Source organism: Arthrobacter sp. 05T410 (assembly GCF_056396505.1).
Genome location: NZ_JBFTLP010000003.1, coordinates 400,778 through 416,685, shown reverse-complemented (window position 1 = coordinate 416,685; position 15,908 = coordinate 400,778). Strand labels below are relative to the sequence as shown.

The following is a 15,908-nucleotide window of genomic DNA, read 5'->3' as shown; positions in this document are numbered from 1 at the left end:
GTCACGCTTATTGGCAGGAATCGCGGCCCTGGTGCTGGCCGTCGTCGGGGCCGTCCTGGTAGTCAGCTACGCGCAGGGCGCCGACAGCAGGGCAGTGCAGGGCCTGCAGCCCGTCACCGTTCTCGTGGTGTCGAAAGCTGTGCCGGCCGGGACGTCGGTCGCGGCCCTGAAAGCTTTCGTGACCAGCCAGGATCTTCCCGGTAAAGCCGTCACGAAGTCGGCTCTCACGAACTTGGACGGGCTGGCCGGCAAAGTCACCGCCGTCGACCTCCTCCCCGGCGAGCAGCTCGTCGCCGAGCGGCTGATTGAGCCGGAGGCACTAAAGGCGAGCGGAGCGATTGAAGTGCCTAAGGGCCTGCAAGAGGTTTCCTTCCAGCTCGAGCCCCAACGGCTCGTCGGCGGCCGTCTCGCGGCGGGCGACCATGTGGGTGTCTTCATCAACCTCAAGGACGGCGGCCTCGAGGCGAAGGCAGACAAAGAGACTACCCAGCTGACGGTACACAAGGCTCTCGTGACGGCTGTCCAGCGCGCCCCGGTGGTGGCCCCGTCCCCGCAGCCCTCTGCCGCCGGCTCCCCCGCGGAAGCCGAGGACACGTCGCTCCCCACCGGCTCCATGATCGTTACGGTCGCCGTGAATGATATGGACGCCACAAAGATTGTCTATGCCGCAAACTTCACGGAATCGGCCAGCATCTGGCTGAGCAAGGAACCGCTCAACGCCACGGACAGCGGCCGCCCCGGCATCGTAACGCGACCAGAGGTGTACAAATGAGCCGCTTTGTCCTGATTTCGCCGAACACTGATTTCGATGCCCGCGTCCGCCAGGCCCTGGCCGGCGGCCTTCCGGGCGGCCTGCAGACCTTCGCGTTCGTCAATCCCGCGAACCCGGCGGAGCTCTTCGCCAGCCTCAACCAGGAACGGCCCGAGGTCTTGATCCTGGGACCGGACGTGCCGGTGGAGGACGCCCTGCGCCTGGCGACGGTATTCGACGTCCAGCTTCCCGAGCTCAGCGTCATCCTGGTCGGCGAGGCCGATCCGAACTTCGTCCTGCTGGCCATGCGGGCCGGCATCCGCGACATCCTCAGCCCGGCGGCGGACCCGGCCCAGATCCGGGTGCTGCTGGAGCGGGCCTGCCAGTCGTTCGCCACCCGCAACCGAACCACGGCGGCCAGCCAGCCTGACAGCGCCAGGGGGTTGGTGATCGGCGTCTTCTCCCCCAAAGGCGGGGTCGGCAAAACCACGATCGCCACCAACATCGCCATCGGGCTGGGCAAAGTGGCGCCCATGGGCGTGGTCATTGTGGACCTGGACCTGCAGTTCGGGGACGTGGCCTCGGGCCTGTACCTGCACCCGGAGCACACCGTGACCGACGCCGTCTCGTCCGCGGCCAGCCAGGATTCCCTCGTCCTCAAAGCCTTCCTCACCGTCCATCCCGGGAGCATCTACGCCCTCTGCGCCCCTCGGACGCCCGAGGAGGCCGACGACATCACACCCCAGCAGGTCACGCGCCTGCTAGAACAACTGGCCGAACAGTTCCAATACGTCGTGGTCGACACCGCACCCGGGCTCCCGGAGGTCGGGCTGGCCGCCCTCGAGCAGTGCACCGACGCCGTCTGGGTGACTGCCATGGACGTGCCGAGTATCCGCGGGCTGCGCTCCGGCCTGGATATCCTCCGGCGCCTGGACCTGCTGCCCGAGACCCGCCACGTGGTGCTGAACATGGCGGACTCGAAGTCCGGGTTGAGCGTCCAGGACGTCGAGGCGACCATCGGCGCGCCCGTGGACGTCAGCATCCCGCGGTCCAAGGCAGTGGCGTTCTCCACCAACCGCGGCATCCCGGTCCTCCAGGACGGACGCAAAGATCCTGCCATCAAGGGACTGAAACAGCTCGTCAACCGGTTCGATCCCGCCTGGCGCGCCACCGCCCAGAAGAAACTGCACCGCCGGGTGGTGGTCTGATGAAACTGTCCGAACGGCTCCGCTCCGCCGAGGGAACGATTGCGTCCGCCCCACGGGCCGAATCCCCGCAGGCCGCATCTCCGTTGGCCATGTCCCCCACCGGAGGAAGCGCGACGACGGCGGCAGCGCCGGCCGCCGTCGTGCTCCAGAAGACTGACCGCCCACCGCTGCCGGCTTTCCCGGAGCACCAGGACTCCCGCGCCCGGGGCCAGCAGCCCGTCGACGCTTTCGCCGCCCTCAAACAGCGGGCCGCCACTGCGTTGTTCGAGCGCATGGGAACCCGCTTCAACGATTCGGCAACCACGGAAGAGGACCTCCGCACGTCCGCGCGGGAGGAGCTGACGCGCATCATCGACGCCGAACAGGTCCCCCTGTCCGCCGAAGAGCGCTCCCGGCTGGTCCGCGACGTGGCCGACGACGTCCTGGGCTACGGCCCGTTGCAGCGCCTCCTGGACGATCCCGCCGTCACGGAAATCATGGTCAACCGGATGGACCAGATCTACGTGGAACGCAACGGCAAACTGACCTTGACGGAGTCGCGGTTCAGCTCCGAGGACCACCTCCGCAAGGTGATCGAGCGCATCGTTTCCAAAGTGGGCCGGCGCATCGATGAGTCCTCGCCCCTCGTGGATGCTCGGCTCGAGGACGGGTCCCGCGTCAATGCCGTTATCCCGCCGCTCGCCGTCGGCGGTTCGTCGCTGACCATCCGAAAGTTCAGCAAGGTGCCGCTGACTGTCCGGAACCTCATCGAGTTCGGCACGTTGACGCCGGAAATGGCGGAACTGCTGAACGCCTGCGTGAAGGCCAAGCTCAACATCATCGTCTCGGGCGGCACCGGCACCGGCAAAACGACACTGCTGAACGTCCTTTCCTCGTTCCTGCCCCACGACGAGCGGATCGTGACGATCGAGGACGCCGTCGAACTCCAGATCCAGCAGGAACACGTGGTGCGGCTGGAAAGCCGGCCGTCGAACACTGAGGGCAAGGGCGAGGTGACCATCCGCGAACTGCTGCGGAACTCCCTGCGCATGCGACCGGACCGGATCGTGGTGGGCGAGGTCCGCGGCGGCGAATCGCTGGACATGCTCCAGGCCATGAACACAGGCCACGACGGGTCGCTCTCGACAGTGCACTCCAACTCGCCCCGGGACGCCGTGGCCCGTCTGGAGACGCTGGTGCTCATGGCCGGCATGGACCTGCCGCTGCGCGCCATCCGGGAACAGATCGCCTCGGCCGTCAACCTGATTATCCAGATCTCCCGGCTGCGGGACGGCACCCGGCGGATCACCCACGTCACGGAGGTCCAGGGCATGGAGGGCGACATCGTCACGCTTCAGGACGCCTTCGTGTTCGACTACGGCGCCGGCGTCGACGCCCACGGCCGGTTCCTTGGCAGGCCCGTCCCCACCGGCATCCGCCCGCGTTTCATCGACCGTTTCGAGGACCTGGGCATCCATGTCTCCCCCGCTGTGTTTGCTGCTCCGCTGACCCCTGCCGGAAGGGCGTGATCTGTCCATGACTCTGCTGCCCATCGGCGTCGGCCTGCTTTTCAGCGCAGTGGTGGTCCTGGGATTCGCGCTGCTCTCCCCCGGCGGGGCCAGTGTCCCCCTGGACCGGCGCAGGCCCGTCCAGGGCCAGGCCGACTCGCAGCTGACGCGGTTCGCCGGCTCGGCCGTCCACCTGGTCGACGGATTCTTTTCCGGCCGCAAAGTCCGGCTCTTCAACCGCGAGTCGCTGGAACAGGCCGGCCTGCGCCTGAGCCAGGCCGACTTCTACGTCCTGCTCCTGGCCGGAGCGGTTGCGGGGGGCCTCGCCGGGTTCGTCGTCGCGGGCCCGTTGCTGGCGGTCCTCCTGGTGCTCCTGGCGCCGGTCGTGGGCCACCTCGTGCTCCGCATCCTGGCCGGCAAGCGCCGCACCAAGTTCGACCAGCAGCTCGGCGATACCCTGCAGCTGCTGTCCGGCGGCCTCCGGGCCGGGCACAGCATCATGCGCGCCATTGACGCCGCCGCGTCCGAATCCCAAAGCCCGACGTCGGAAGAGATGCGCCGCGTGGTTACAGAGACCAGCCTGGGCCGGGACCTCCTGGACTCCCTGAGCGACACCGCAGACCGGATGCGGAACGAGGACTTCGTCTGGATCGCCCAGGCCATCCAGATCAACCGCGAAGTGGGCGGGAACCTGGCCGAAGTCCTGGACCAGGTCAACGAGACCATCCGCGAGCGCAGTGAGATCAAAGGACACATCAAATCCCTCGCAGCCGAGGGAAAGTTTTCCGCGTACATCCTCATGGCCATGCCGATCGGGATCGTGGTGATGCTGATGCTGGTCAATCCCGGCTACATGAACCCGATGTTCACGCACCCGCTGGGCTGGGGCATGATGGCGGCCTCCGTCATCCTCATGACCATTGGCGGGCTGTGGATGCGAAAAATCATCGACCTGAAGTTCTGAGGCGGCTATGGCACCTGCTGTACTACTTGCCACGCTGCTGGTGGCGTTGCCGCTCGGCTATCTGGCGTGGTCGCTGCTCTCCGTCGACCGGAGGTCACAGCGCGCCATGCGGGAGATGCTCGCGCATGGCACCGACCCGGCCGAGCTCACCCATCGGGAGCGCAGCAGCCTGCTGGAACGGGCCGGCTACCGGCTGACTCCCCCGGCGTACGTCCGCAAACTGGACCGGCTGTTGTCCCTCGCCGGGCGCCCCGCGTCACTGCCGTTGGGCCGCGTGCTCGCGGCCAAGCCGCTCCTTGGGCTGCTGGGCGCCCTGCTGGGCTTCTGGATCAGCGCCAACAGCCCGACGCCGGTCCTCAAGCTCGTGGGAATCTTTGTGTTCCTGCTCGGCTACTTCATCCCCGACCTCCTGCTCTACAGCAGAGGGCAGGAACGCCAGAAGACCATGCAGCTGGAACTGGCCAACACGCTGGACCAGATGCTGATCTCCGTGGAAGCGGGCCTGGGCTTCGAAGGCGCCATGGCCCGGGCCGGCGAGAACGGCAAGGGCCCCCTGGCGGAGGAACTTATCCGGACCCTGCAGGACATGCAGGTAGGGCGCAGCCGGCGCGAGTCATACGTGGCACTGGCGGAACGGACCAACGTGCCCGAGCTGCGCAGCTTCGTCCAGGCCGTGGTCCAGGCCGACACCTACGGCATTGCCATCAGCCGGGTGTTGCGGGTGCAGGCGAAGGTCATGCGGGTCAAGCGCCGGCAACGGGCCGAGGAGAAGGCCATGAAGCTGCCCGTCACCATCCTGTTTCCCCTGCTGTTCTTCATCTTCCCCGTGCTTTTCATCGCCATCCTGGGCCCGGCCGTCATCAACGCCATCGACACGTTCAGTGGCCAGTAAACGGCCGCCGACACGGCCACGGCCGGCACCAGCGGCAGGGATTGGTTCCCCTCGGGAAAGCCTCAGGGTTTCCGCAGGATAGACCGGGCTGCAAGGCATCGGCCGCATCAGCAAGTAGCGTGGTCACATGTCCCTTCCAAGCGCTTGCCCCGACGACGGAGATGCGGGCATTGCCCTCGCTCCCACCACCTCTCCGGGACTGCCGGCGCCTGCCCTCACGGCATCCAGCGCGGCAGCGGCCTTCCCAGAGGTCTTCCCGGAGGTCCTCCCCGAGGACCTGCCGGCGGCCCCGCTCGTGGACCCTGCCGCGCTTCAGGACCTGGGTGCACAGCTGGAAAATCCGGCCGTGGCGAAGGGATTTGCCAGGGACTACACCCGGATGTGGGACCAGCGCTACCGCTCGCTGGCCTCGGCCCTCGAACGCGGGGATCTCGCGGGCTCGATGGACGCTGTGCTGAGCCTGAAGACGTCCTCGGCCATGGTCGGAGGCCTGCGCCTGGCCCAGCTCGCCGGCGAACTGGAGAACGCCCTCAGGGCCGGAGACATTGGCCGCGCACTGTCGCTCCTGCGCGACGTTGCCGCGCGCGGCGGGGAAACCGTCGACGAGCTCCAGTTCAGCTACGTCCTGTGGGACAGCTAGGACCGGCGGGACCGCTGCCGCCTACAGGTTTCCCGGGCGCCGGGCGCCGGAAGCCCCTCCAGGGGCTACCGCGCCGGCGACAGCCGGTAGCCCACGCCGCGGACGGTCTGCAGCCAGCGCGGCTGCACGGGGTCCTCGCCGAGTTTCCTCCGCAGGTTGCCGATATGCACCTCGACGGCGCGTTCGTCGGATTCGCTGATGTAGGCGTCCGCCCGGTAGTAATCGCCCCGGACCACGCGCACCAGCTCGGTCTTGGACCGCACGGCGCCGGCGCCCTTCAGGAGCGCCTGCAGGAGGTCGAACTCACTGCGGGTCAGGCTGACCGCCACGCCGTCGACACTCACGGACCGGGTCTCGGGGTTCAGGTCCAGGCCGTTGTGGTGCAGCACCGGACTCTGGGACGCTACCGGGGCGGCGGCCGCCCCAGAATCCACCGCGGATCCGTCCGCGGCGCCGAGGTCCTGCCGGGGCCGGCGCATCATGGCACCCACACGGGCGCGCAGCTCCCGCGGCCGGAATGGCTTCGCCAGGAAATCATCAGCCCCGGTATGAAACGCCGTCAGGGTGTCCAGTTCGTCGGTTCGCGCTGTCAGCATGACCACGTACGCGTCACTGAACTGCCGGATCCGGCGCAGCACCTCGAAACCGTCGATGTCGGGAAGCCCGACATCGAGGGTGACCACGCTTGCCTCCCGTGCCCTGACGACGTCGACCCCTTCACGTCCGCCGGCCGCCGAGTGGACTTCGAACCCTGCCTGGCTCAATACGGCTTCGACAAGGTTCCGAACATCTTCGTCGTCTTCTACAACGACGGCGACTCCCATGTCGGTCATGGCCCCCCTCATGTGTCACGCTACGCTGCCGTTCGCGGATGCGGCGGCAGCAATTATCTCGCCGGCCCCCACCAGCAATGTCAGAATACCCACCCTAAGGGGCAAATTCGCGGCTGCCCGGTAACAGAAATGGCAAAACTTCGATTTATGTCAAATTTGCGTGACACAGGGTGTAAAACTGGAGCAACGGGAAGGGGGCACGGCGTCTTTGCTTAGACAGCGGCTGATCCGCAGTGTGGATCGACACGGGAAGGCTTTGGGGCCGCGCGGGCGGGTCCTCGTATGCCAGTTGCCGCTGGCCGTGATGCTGGCCGGAATCGTCATGGCTGCCCCGGCCGCCTGGCCCGGCCTTCCGGACAGCATCCTGTGCCGGTACGCCTTTGCCCTGCAGGCCGCCCTCCTGGTGGCCTGCGTACTGGTCCCCTGGCAGCGTTTTGGGCCGTTGGCGCCGCTCGTCATCCCTGTCCTGGACCTGGTTGCGATTGGGTTGCTCCGGGACGGCACCTCCGCCGGGCTGCCGGATCCAGGTGTGCTCTCCGTCTTGCCCGTGGTGTGGATTTCGGCGTCCAGGCTCTCCGCCCCCGCGAGCCTTTTATTGAGTTTCTCGGTGCCCCTCCTGGCCGCCCTGCCTTGGCTCCTGGCGGACCGGCCGGCACCGTTTGCGGCCCGCACGGCCGAAGCCCTGCTGGTGCCCCTGATGATGCTCGCGGTCTCCCTGGCCATGCGTTTCGCGCGGGCGCGCCTGCGGCGCGAGCAGCGGCGGATCAAGTCCAAGGAAGCCGAGCTGGAGGTCCTGCTCGCGGACAGCCGGGAGCGCGAAGGGCTCCTGAACACCATTCTTGACACCGTCGACGTCGGGATCGTGGCAGTGGATGCCAGCGGCCGCCGGCTGCTCACGAACACGTGGCAGGCCGAACTCGAGGAATCCGCGGCCGCGGCGCCCCGTCCTACGGCCGAACCGGCGGGGGAAGTACTGCCGGAGGATGAGGGCCGGCTCGTGCTGACCGGGCAGGACCGAAGCACCCCCCTGCCGCTGGAGCGCCGTCCCATCCGGCGGGCGCTGGCCGGCGAGTCGTTTGCCGACTACCTTGTCTGCTTCGGTGAGGCGGCGGCCAGCCGCGTGGTCTCTACCGGGGCCCGGCCCCTGAAGAACGACGCCGGCGACTTCCGCGGCGCCGTGGTGGTCTTCAACGAGGTCACCGGTCTGGTGGACGCCCTGGCAGCGAAGGACGAGGTCGTCTCCACTGTCTCCCACGAATTCCGCACGCCGTTGACGTCCATCATCGGCAACCTGGACCTGGTGCTCGCCGACACCGAGGGCCTGGACAGTCCGGTGGTCCGCCGCGTCGAAGTGGCGCAGCGCAACGCGGAGCGGCTGCTGGCCCTGGTCTCGGATCTTCTCATGTCCGCCAGCGCCGCGGTCCATGTCCATCCGCGCCGCACCGACCTCGCCGGCATCGTGGAGGCGAGTCTCGGCTCGGCCCAGGCCCACGCCCAGGCCTCCCGCGTCTGCCTCGCCACGGACGTCCAGGGTCCGCTCTGGGCCCACGTGGACCCGCTCCGGATCAGCCAGGCCCTGGACAACCTCGTTTCCAATGCGATCAAGTACTCGCCCGACGGCGGATCGGTGCGGGTCTCCGCCAGCTCCGGCGACGGCCTGGTGCGCCTTCACGTCGAGGACACCGGGATGGGCATGACCGCCGCCGACGCCGGGCGGGTCTTCACCCGTTTCTTCCGCAGCCCGGCCGTCCGGGACGGATCCATTCCAGGCGCCGGCCTGGGGCTGTCCATCACCAAGGCCATCGTGGAAGGGCACGGCGGATCCATCTCGTGCCGCACCAGTCCGGGCCACGGCAGCACCTTCACCCTCGAGCTTCCCGCCTAATTTAGGCCCGCAGGCCCACCGCCTTTTCGTGCCCACATGGCTGTGGTGGCGTCAAAGTTTCCCGACCTTTGGTGGCCGACGCCGGCGTGTTGCGCCGACCCGCCGGCGTAGAGCGGCCTCGCTCCGGCAAAGGTGGGGAAAATCGGTGGCGCAGTTTAGGCCCGCAGTGCCCGCGTCAGTTCGGCCCGGGCCAGCATGCCGCTCTCTGTCGGGTAGGCCACTTCCTCGAGCACCAGCGGGTGCGGGGCTGCGAGAACGGAGCGGGCGTCGCGCTGCCGGGCGAGGAGCCGCTCGTAGAGCCATTCCGGGGCCTCTTCGCCCTCCCCCACGTACAACGCCGAGCCCACCAGGGAGCGGACCATGTTGTGGCAGAACGCGTCAGCCTGAACGGTGACGACAATGACCCCGTCCGTGCCGCGCGCGAATTCGAAGCGCTGCAGTTCACGGATGGTCGTGGCCCCCTCGCGGGGCTTGCAGTACGAGCGGAAGTCCTGCAGGCCCAGCAGCGGCGCGGCGCCCTCGTTGAGGAGCCCGACGTCCAGCGGAACCTTGTGCCACAGGGTCGAGGCGCGTCCCAGCGGGTCCCACAGCGCGGGGCCGTCCGCTATCCGGTACGAATAGCGGCGCCAGAGGGCGGAGAACCGGGCATCGAAGCCAACGGGTGCCACGCTCACCCGGTGCACCTCGATGGCGCCGCTGAGGTCGCCCAGGCCACGGCTCAAGGCACCGCGGATGCGGCGGAGAAGGGCGACGGCGGGATCCAGTTCGGCGCCCCGGTTCAGGCCCAGCCACTCCGCCTCGCTGAGGTCCAGGTGGACCACCTGGCCGCGGGCGTGCACCCCGGCGTCGGTGCGCCCGGCAACCGTGACCCGGACGGGGCGGCGGATCAGCAGCGCGAGGGCCTCCTCCAGGACGCCCTGGACGGTGCGCAGTCCCGGCTGCAAGGCCCACCCGCTGAACGGGCCGCCGTCGTACGCCACATCCAGCCGGATACGCAAAAACCCGCCGCCCCCCAAGACGGGGGCAGCGGGTTTGAGCTCGTTCATAGACTTAAGTCTATAAGAAAGATTTAGCGAATTACTTCGCGTCCTTCTCGGACTCAGCGGCTGCTTCCTCAGCGGCCGGAGCCTCTTCGGTAGCGGCTTCGGTCTCAGCGACGGGAGCCTCTTCGGTCTCGGCAACCGGAGCTGCTTCGGCCTTTTCGGCGTCCTTCTTGTCAGCGTCGCGCTTGGCAGCAGAGGTAGCCTCGGCTACCACGGCCTGCTTTGCGGAAACCGGCTCGAGAACCAGTTCGATGACAGCCATGGGAGCGTTGTCGCCCTTGCGGTTGCCGATCTTGGTGATGCGGGTGTAGCCGCCATCGCGGTTTTCCACTGCCTGTGCAATGTCGGTGAACAGCTCGTGGACGACGCCCTTGTTGCTGATCAGGCCGAGTACACGACGGCGGGACGCGAGGTCGCCACGCTTGGCGAAAGTCACCAGGCGCTCGGCGTACGGCTTCAGGCGCTTGGCCTTGGTCACCGTGGTGGTGATCCGCTTGTGCTCGAAAAGTGCGGCGGACAGGTTCGCGAGCATAAGACGCTCGTGAGCCGCTCCGCCTCCGAGGCGCGGACCCTTAGCGGGGGTAGGCATTATAGTTTCTCCTCATTGGAAGCCGTTGGGCTGCGCACACCAGGGTGCATCCAGCCAGCCGGCCAAGATCTGTTGGTTAGAGCTCGTCGTCGCTGAACGCGGCGTCGTCCTCTTCGATGGCTGCGGCACGTGCTGCGAGATCGAAACCGGGAGGGGAGTCCTTGAGGGACAGGCCCAGTTCGACCAGCTTGGCCTTGACCTCATCAATGGACTTCGCGCCGAAGTTGCGGATGTCCATGAGGTCAGCCTCGGAGCGGGCAACGAGTTCACCCACGGTGTGGATGCCCTCACGCTTGAGGCAGTTGTAGGAACGGACCGTCAGGTCCAGATCCTCGATCGGCAGTGCCATGTCGGCTGCCAGGGCAGCGTCCGTCGGCGACGGACCGATCTCGATACCTTCAGCTGCGGTGTTCAGCTCGCGGGCCAGACCGAACAGTTCCACCAGGGTGGTACCTGCCGAAGCAACGGCGTCGCGCGGGGCGATTGCCTGCTTGGTCTCGACGTCGACAATGAGCTTGTCGAAGTCAGTGCGCTGCTCAACACGGGTAGCTTCCACGCGGAAAGTAACCTTCAGAACCGGCGAGTAGATCGAGTCGACCGGGATGCGGCCGATCTCGGAGTCGCCGGACTTGTTCTGAGCTGCCGAAACGTAGCCGCGACCGCGCTCGATGGTCAGTTCGAGTTCGAACTTGCCCTTCGAGTTCAGCGTGGCAATGTGCAGATCCGGGTTGTGGAATTCGACGCCGGCCGGCGGAGCGATGTCCGCGGCGGTGACGACTCCCGGTCCCTGCTTGCGCAGGTAAGCAACAACCGGCTCGTCGTGCTCGGAGGAAACCGACAGGTTCTTGATGTTCAGGATGATCTCAGTGACATCTTCCTTGACACCCGGAACCGTGGTGAACTCGTGCAGCACGCCATCGATCCGGATGCTCGTTACAGAGGCACCGGGGATGGAGGAGAGCAGGGTACGGCGGAGGGAGTTTCCGAGGGTGTAACCAAAGCCCGGCTCCAGCGGTTCGATGATGAACCGTGAGCGGTTTTCGGAGACGACCTCTTCGGAGAGGGTGGGGCGCTGTGCAATGAGCACTTAGGTTTCCTTTCGGCGAGCATCCGCTATATGACGCAACACAGGTGGTGGAAAGATCGGTCTGAAGACTTAACGCGGCCGGGCCTGCCCGGACCGGTGAGGGTCCGGGCAAGCTCCTGGGCGCTGGAAAGCCTTAGACGCGGCGGCGCTTCGGCGGACGGCAGCCGTTGTGGGCGCTGGGGGTGACGTCCTGGATGGAGCCAACCTCGAGGCCAGCGGCCTGCAGCGAGCGGATGGCGGTTTCGCGTCCGGAACCCGGTCCCTTGACGAACACGTCAACCTTGCGCATGCCGTGCTCCTGTGCACGCTTTGCGGCGGCTTCGGCGGCCATCTGGGCAGCGAACGGGGTGGACTTACGCGAGCCCTTGAAGCCAACCTCACCGGACGAAGCCCAGGAGATGACAGCACCGTTCGGGTCCGTGATGGACACGATGGTGTTGTTAAAGGTGCTCTTGATGTGCGCCTGGCCCAGCGCGATATTCTTCTTGTCCTTCTTACGCGGCTTGCGAACCGCGCCACGAGTCTTCGGGGGCATTTTTTCTCCTACAGAAAGTTATCGGGGGAAAACCGAGTTAATCCCTCAGGGATTAACGGGCCTTCTTCTTGCCTGCGACGGTGCGCTTCGGACCCTTGCGGGTACGCGCGTTCGTCTTCGTACGCTGACCGCGCACTGGCAGGCCCTTGCGGTGGCGAATACCTTCGTAGCTGCCGATTTCAACCTTGCGGCGGATATCAGCGGCTACTTCGCGGCGAAGGTCACCCTCAACCTTGTAGTTGCCTTCAATGTAGTCACGCAGCTCAACCAGCTGCGCGTCGGTCAGGTCCTTGACCCGAACGTCAGCGCTGATGCCGGTAGCAGCCAGGGTTTCGTGTGCACGGGTCTTGCCCACGCCGTAGATGTAAGTAAGCGCAATTTCCAGCCGCTTTTCGCGGGGAATGTCTACGCCAGCGAGACGAGCCATATTGGCAGTACTCCTTGTATAAACCGGAGGTCGTAGGCAGTACACCCGCATGTTCAGTGCGGCCCCAGCCTCCGACCGGGGGTTAGCTGTCCGGGCTCATACGTCCCAGTTCAGCTTGTGCTGCCTTTATTTACTTGCGTGGGTTAGCAACCCAGGGTTTCCTGTGAAGGAAATTAGCCCTGGCGCTGCTTGTGGCGCGGGTTCTCGCAGATCACCATGACCCGGCCATTACGGCGGATCACTTTGCACTTTTCGCAGATCTGCTTGACGCTCGGCTTGACCTTCATGGCGTTCCTTTGCGTGTTGCAGTTGGTCAGCTGGACCGGCCCTCGGCTGTTGCCCTGGCCGCCCAGTGTTTACTTGTAGCGGTAGACGATACGACCACGTGTCAGGTCGTAAGGGCTCAGCTCCACCACTACGCGGTCCTCGGGGAGGATCCTGATGTAGTGCTGGCGCATCTTTCCAGAGATGTGTGCCAGAACGATGTGCTTGTTGGTGAGCTCAACGCGAAACATCGCATTGGGCAGCGCCTCGGTCACAACGCCCTCGATCTCAATGACCCCGTCCTTCTTGGCCATACCCTCCGCTAACTGTTGTTGCCGCAGCCTCCCGGTTTGCACCGGTCATGACCGCGGACGTTTTTGATTGATTGGCTGGTGCCACCCGACCCCAAAAGGGCACAACGGGGCAGACAACCAACAGACAACACTACGCCATCGCGGCCCGATTGTTAAATCCGAAGTTAAATCCGCCCATCGTAGCGCACTCAGCGTCCGTACGCACCTAGCGTCCCGGCCGCCGTCGTCACTGCCTCCGCCTGCGAGATCCCGTCGAGGATGGCCAGCCGGACGACGTCGGCGGCCGCGCTCTGCAGGGTAATGAGGCTGATCTGCCGGGCCGCCGGGGTGCTGCGGTCAAGCGCGACGGCGCCCGTCGCCAGCGCGAACACGGTATCGCCGTCGGCGAGGGTGTGGCTTGGATTCAAAGCCCGGGCCAGTCCGGCATGGGCCGCCGAGGCGGTGCGTTTGCAGTCCGCCTTGTCCAGGACGGCGTCCGTGGCGACGACGACGAGCGTGGTGTTGAGCGGCGGGGGCGTACCGCCAACGCCGTAGTCTGCGGCTTCGGCCTCACCTCCCGCCCCAACAGCCGAAACCCTCTGCGTGCTCGCTCCTTCGTCGCTTAGACGCACGCTGCCGGGTTCCGCCTGCTGCGGCGATGTGCCCCACGGCAGTCCGAGCGCGTTGACGACCGCAATGGCGCCGACGGTCACCCCGTTTTCTAGGGTGAGGGAGGCTGTGCCCACTCCCCCTTTGTACGTGCCCCTGCCGATTGCCGCTCCTGTGCCGGCGCCGACGTTGCCGCGTTCGACGTCGTGCCCTTCCGGCTGCCCGGCGGCGGCGGCCGTCGCCGCGTAGCCCATCGCCTCTCCGGGGCGGGCGGAGAAGTCGCCGCCGCGGCCCAGGTCGAAGATCGCGGCCGCCGGCACGATCGGAACAAGCCCGCCGGGGACCGGGAAGCCTCGGCCGTTCTCCTCGCACCAGCGCATGGCGCCGCCCGCGGCTGCGAGGCCAAAGGCGCTGCCCCCGGTCAGGACCACGGCGTCCACGGTCTGGGACAGCGTGGTGGGATCCAGTGAGTCCGTCTCATGCGTCGCAGGCCCGCCGCCCCGGACGTCGACCGAGCCGACGGTGCCCGGCGGCGGGAGAACCACAGTCACTCCGCTCAGCCAGCCGTCGCCGGACTTCTGGACCTGGCCTATCCGGATCCCGGCCACGTCTGTGATGGCTCCTGTTGCTCCCATGGCTCCATTGTGCGCCCCGGCTGACCTGCGACACGCAAAATCCCTGGCGCTATCGTATTCCGGTGTCGCCAGGGATTTTGCGCGTCGCCAGAAAAACTCGCGAGTCGCCGTGTGAGTCGGGCCTAGGGAATCGGGACGGGCACGACGCCGAGCGGCGCCAGTTTCGCCGCTCCCCCGTCAGGTGCCGAGAGGACCCAGATCCCCTTCTCGTGCACGGCCACCGAGTGCTCCCACTGGCAGGAGCGCTTGCCATCCGTGGTGACGACGGTCCAGTCGTCGTCCAGGATTGCGGTCTCGATGCTGCCCCGGACCAGCATGGGCTCGATTGCGAGGCACAGCCCCGGGCGGATCTTCGGCCCGCGGTGGCCGGTGCGGTAGTTCAGCACGTCCGGCGCCATGTGCATCTCGGAGCCGATTCCGTGCCCTACATAGTCCTCCAGGATGCCCAGCGGTTTGCCCGGCACGGAGGAGACGTAGTCGTCCACGGCGTTGCCGATATCGCCCACGAATTTCCCGGTGGCCAGGGCTGCGATGCCACGCCACATGGCTTCCTCGGTAACCTCGGAGAGGCGAACGTCTTCGGGATCGGCGGTGCCGACAATCACGGTCCGCGCCGAATCGGAGTGCCAGCCGTCCACGATCGCACCGCCGTCGATCGAGATGATGTCGCCGTCCGCCAGGACCCGGCCGCCGGGGATGCCGTGCACCACTTCTTCGTTCACCGAGGTGCAGATCGTGGCCGGGAACCCGTGGTAGCCGAGGAAGTTGGACTTGGCGCCGGCGTCCTGGAGCACGGCGGCGAAGACCTCATCCAGCCGGGCAGTGGTGACGCCGGGGGCCGCGGCGGCCACCGCCGCATCCAGTGCCCGGCTCAGGACCAGTCCGGCCTCGTGCATCGTGCGCATCTGGGCGTTGGTCTTGTATTCAATGCGTGCCTGGCCGAATGCCATCGCTACCTCAAATTTTCTCTCGCGGTCCGGGCGGGCTGGATCCCGGGCCTCCACCATGGGTCATCAACCCAAGTCTTCAAGCTCTATTCTCCCGTACCGGTTCAACGGTTCGGAACGGGCTCGCTGCGGGGCCGCCCAACGCCGAAGGGCGCGTCCCGTACCCGATGGTACGGAACGCGCCCTTCTGCACTGCGTCTCTGTTCTGCGTCAGCCGCAATGAGCATGCGTGGATCAGGGGGTGAGGATCAGGCGGCCTGGGCCGACTTGATCGCTTCCATGACGCGCTCGGTGACTTCGTCGATGGCACCGATGCCGTCCACCTGGGTCAGGATGCCGCGTTCGGCATACTTGGCCACCACAGGTTCGGTCTGCTCGTGGTACAGGTCCAGCCGGTGACGGATAACGCCTTCGTTGTCGTCGCTGCGGCCAGTTTCCTTGGCACGGCCCAGGAGGCGGGTAACAAGCTCCTCGTCGTCAGCGGTGAGCTGGAGCACGACGTCGAGCTTCTGGTCAGCGCCGGCGAGGATGTCTTCGAGGTAGTCCACCTGCGCGGTGGTGCGCGGGTACCCGTCGAGCAGGAAGCCTGCCTCGACGTCGTCCTCATTGAGGCGGTCGCGCACCATCTTGTTGGTGACGCTGTCCGGGACGAAGTCGCCGGCGTCCATGTACTTCTTGGCTTCGACGCCGAGCGGAGTCTCACCCTTGACGTTGGCGCGGAAGATGTCTCCGGTGGAGATCGCAACGACGCCGAGGCGTTCTGAAATGCGTTCCGCCTGCGTTCCCTTGCCGGACCCGGGAGGTCCGATAATCAACATT

General features: G+C 66.6%; 18 protein-coding genes. 7 read left to right on the top strand and 11 right to left on the bottom strand.

The window, feature by feature from the left end:
- The first annotated feature begins 10 nt into the window (after positions 1–10).
- The 6 genes from cpaB to AC1DFR_RS06590 all read left to right on the top strand — a co-directional run bounded on the left by cpaB (position 11) and on the right by AC1DFR_RS06590 (position 5,942).
- Entirely contained in the window at positions 11–772 is a 762-nt protein-coding gene (gene cpaB, locus AC1DFR_RS06615; protein ID WP_476873002.1) for a Flp pilus assembly protein CpaB, read from the top strand.
- The gene (locus AC1DFR_RS06610) at positions 769–1,959 is read left to right on the top strand and encodes a CpaE/TadZ family protein (RefSeq protein ID WP_476851472.1); all 1,191 of its coding nucleotides are present in this window, start codon (positions 769–771) and stop codon (positions 1,957–1,959) included. Before cpaB ends, AC1DFR_RS06610 begins: the two co-directional genes overlap by 4 nt.
- Entirely contained in the window at positions 1,959–3,467 is a 1,509-nt protein-coding gene (locus tag AC1DFR_RS06605; RefSeq protein ID WP_476873001.1) for a CpaF family protein, read from the top strand. The genes AC1DFR_RS06610 and AC1DFR_RS06605 overlap by 1 nt, the downstream gene beginning before the upstream one ends.
- A gap of 7 nt (positions 3,468–3,474) precedes the next feature.
- Positions 3,475–4,410, top strand: coding sequence for a type II secretion system F family protein (locus AC1DFR_RS06600; protein WP_476873000.1), 936 nt, complete (start codon positions 3,475–3,477; stop codon positions 4,408–4,410).
- Positions 4,411–4,417: 7 nt separating this feature from the next.
- On the top strand, positions 4,418–5,302 hold the full coding sequence (locus AC1DFR_RS06595) for a type II secretion system F family protein (protein ID WP_476851475.1): 885 nt from the start codon (positions 4,418–4,420) through the stop codon (positions 5,300–5,302).
- 127 nt (positions 5,303–5,429) lie between these two features.
- Positions 5,430–5,942 (top strand): Hpt domain-containing protein, encoded by a 513-nt coding sequence (locus AC1DFR_RS06590; RefSeq protein ID WP_476851476.1) that lies wholly within the window; start codon positions 5,430–5,432, stop codon positions 5,940–5,942.
- Between the two features lie 65 nt (positions 5,943–6,007).
- Here the strand turns inward: AC1DFR_RS06590 and AC1DFR_RS06585 are convergent, their stop codons facing one another.
- A complete protein-coding gene (locus AC1DFR_RS06585; RefSeq protein WP_476851477.1) occupies positions 6,008–6,775 on the bottom strand; it encodes a response regulator transcription factor in 768 nt (255 codons plus the stop codon).
- 235 nt (positions 6,776–7,010) lie between these two features.
- Here AC1DFR_RS06585 and AC1DFR_RS06580 point away from each other — a divergent pair, with 235 nt between their 5' ends.
- Positions 7,011–8,660, top strand: coding sequence for a sensor histidine kinase (locus AC1DFR_RS06580; RefSeq protein ID WP_476872999.1), 1,650 nt, complete (start codon positions 7,011–7,013; stop codon positions 8,658–8,660).
- Positions 8,661–8,815: 155 nt separating this feature from the next.
- Here the strand turns inward: AC1DFR_RS06580 and AC1DFR_RS06575 are convergent, their stop codons facing one another.
- The 10 genes from AC1DFR_RS06575 to AC1DFR_RS06530 all read right to left on the bottom strand — a co-directional run bounded on the left by AC1DFR_RS06575 (position 8,816) and on the right by AC1DFR_RS06530 (position 15,907).
- Entirely contained in the window at positions 8,816–9,706 is an 891-nt protein-coding gene (locus AC1DFR_RS06575) for a tRNA pseudouridine synthase A (RefSeq protein WP_476872998.1), read from the bottom strand.
- A 31-nt stretch (positions 9,707–9,737) separates the two neighbouring features.
- Positions 9,738–10,292, bottom strand: a complete 555-nt coding sequence (rplQ, locus tag AC1DFR_RS06570) for a 50S ribosomal protein L17 (RefSeq protein WP_476872997.1) — start codon at positions 10,290–10,292, stop codon at positions 9,738–9,740.
- Between the two features lie 76 nt (positions 10,293–10,368).
- Positions 10,369–11,379 (bottom strand): DNA-directed RNA polymerase subunit alpha, encoded by a 1,011-nt coding sequence (locus tag AC1DFR_RS06565; protein ID WP_018773683.1) that lies wholly within the window; start codon positions 11,377–11,379, stop codon positions 10,369–10,371.
- Between the two features lie 133 nt (positions 11,380–11,512).
- Positions 11,513–11,914 carry a 30S ribosomal protein S11 gene (gene rpsK / locus AC1DFR_RS06560; protein ID WP_018773682.1) on the bottom strand — a complete coding sequence of 134 codons (402 nt, stop codon included), beginning with the start codon at positions 11,912–11,914 and terminating at the stop codon, positions 11,513–11,515.
- Between the two features lie 52 nt (positions 11,915–11,966).
- Entirely contained in the window at positions 11,967–12,341 is a 375-nt protein-coding gene (gene rpsM / locus AC1DFR_RS06555; RefSeq protein ID WP_028275004.1) for a 30S ribosomal protein S13, read from the bottom strand.
- Between the two features lie 173 nt (positions 12,342–12,514).
- Complete coding sequence (gene rpmJ, locus AC1DFR_RS06550; protein ID WP_009358722.1) at positions 12,515–12,628, bottom strand: 50S ribosomal protein L36; 114 nt, start codon at positions 12,626–12,628, stop codon at positions 12,515–12,517.
- A 69-nt stretch (positions 12,629–12,697) separates the two neighbouring features.
- Positions 12,698–12,919: a translation initiation factor IF-1 gene (gene infA / locus AC1DFR_RS06545; RefSeq protein ID WP_009358723.1), complete on the bottom strand. Its 222-nt coding sequence runs from the start codon at positions 12,917–12,919 to the stop codon at positions 12,698–12,700.
- Positions 12,920–13,107: 188 nt separating this feature from the next.
- Positions 13,108–14,142, bottom strand: coding sequence for a P1 family peptidase (locus tag AC1DFR_RS06540; RefSeq protein ID WP_476872996.1), 1,035 nt, complete (start codon positions 14,140–14,142; stop codon positions 13,108–13,110).
- 122 nt (positions 14,143–14,264) lie between these two features.
- Entirely contained in the window at positions 14,265–15,092 is an 828-nt protein-coding gene (map, locus tag AC1DFR_RS06535; RefSeq protein WP_476851482.1) for a type I methionyl aminopeptidase, read from the bottom strand.
- 245 nt (positions 15,093–15,337) lie between these two features.
- Entirely contained in the window at positions 15,338–15,907 is a 570-nt protein-coding gene (locus AC1DFR_RS06530; RefSeq protein WP_173403039.1) for an adenylate kinase, read from the bottom strand.
- Between the last annotated feature and the right edge of the window lies 1 nt (position 15,908).

Bases quoted from the DNA above. Each gene is read 5' to 3' on its own strand.
- AC1DFR_RS06540 (WP_476872996.1), bottom strand. From the start codon at position 14,142: ATGGGAGCAACAGGAGCCATCACAGACGTGGCCGGGATCCGGATAGGC.
- map (WP_476851482.1), bottom strand. From the start codon at position 15,092: ATGGCATTCGGCCAGGCACGCATTGAATACAAGACCAACGCCCAGATG.
- AC1DFR_RS06600 (WP_476873000.1), top strand. From the start codon at position 3,475: ATGACTCTGCTGCCCATCGGCGTCGGCCTGCTTTTCAGCGCAGTGGTG.
- AC1DFR_RS06610 (WP_476851472.1), top strand. From the start codon at position 769: ATGAGCCGCTTTGTCCTGATTTCGCCGAACACTGATTTCGATGCCCGC.
- AC1DFR_RS06575 (WP_476872998.1), bottom strand. From the start codon at position 9,706: ATGAACGAGCTCAAACCCGCTGCCCCCGTCTTGGGGGGCGGCGGGTTT.
- AC1DFR_RS06585 (WP_476851477.1), bottom strand. From the start codon at position 6,775: ATGACCGACATGGGAGTCGCCGTCGTTGTAGAAGACGACGAAGATGTT.
- AC1DFR_RS06530 (WP_173403039.1), bottom strand. From the start codon at position 15,907: ATGTTGATTATCGGACCTCCCGGGTCCGGCAAGGGAACGCAGGCGGAA.
- rpmJ (WP_009358722.1), bottom strand. From the start codon at position 12,628: ATGAAGGTCAAGCCGAGCGTCAAGCAGATCTGCGAAAAGTGCAAAGTG.
- infA (WP_009358723.1), bottom strand. From the start codon at position 12,919: ATGGCCAAGAAGGACGGGGTCATTGAGATCGAGGGCGTTGTGACCGAG.
- AC1DFR_RS06595 (WP_476851475.1), top strand. From the start codon at position 4,418: ATGGCACCTGCTGTACTACTTGCCACGCTGCTGGTGGCGTTGCCGCTC.
- rpsM (WP_028275004.1), bottom strand. From the start codon at position 12,341: ATGGCTCGTCTCGCTGGCGTAGACATTCCCCGCGAAAAGCGGCTGGAA.
- AC1DFR_RS06590 (WP_476851476.1), top strand. From the start codon at position 5,430: ATGTCCCTTCCAAGCGCTTGCCCCGACGACGGAGATGCGGGCATTGCC.
- AC1DFR_RS06605 (WP_476873001.1), top strand. From the start codon at position 1,959: ATGAAACTGTCCGAACGGCTCCGCTCCGCCGAGGGAACGATTGCGTCC.
- rplQ (WP_476872997.1), bottom strand. From the start codon at position 10,292: ATGCCTACCCCCGCTAAGGGTCCGCGCCTCGGAGGCGGAGCGGCTCAC.
- rpsK (WP_018773682.1), bottom strand. From the start codon at position 11,914: ATGCCCCCGAAGACTCGTGGCGCGGTTCGCAAGCCGCGTAAGAAGGAC.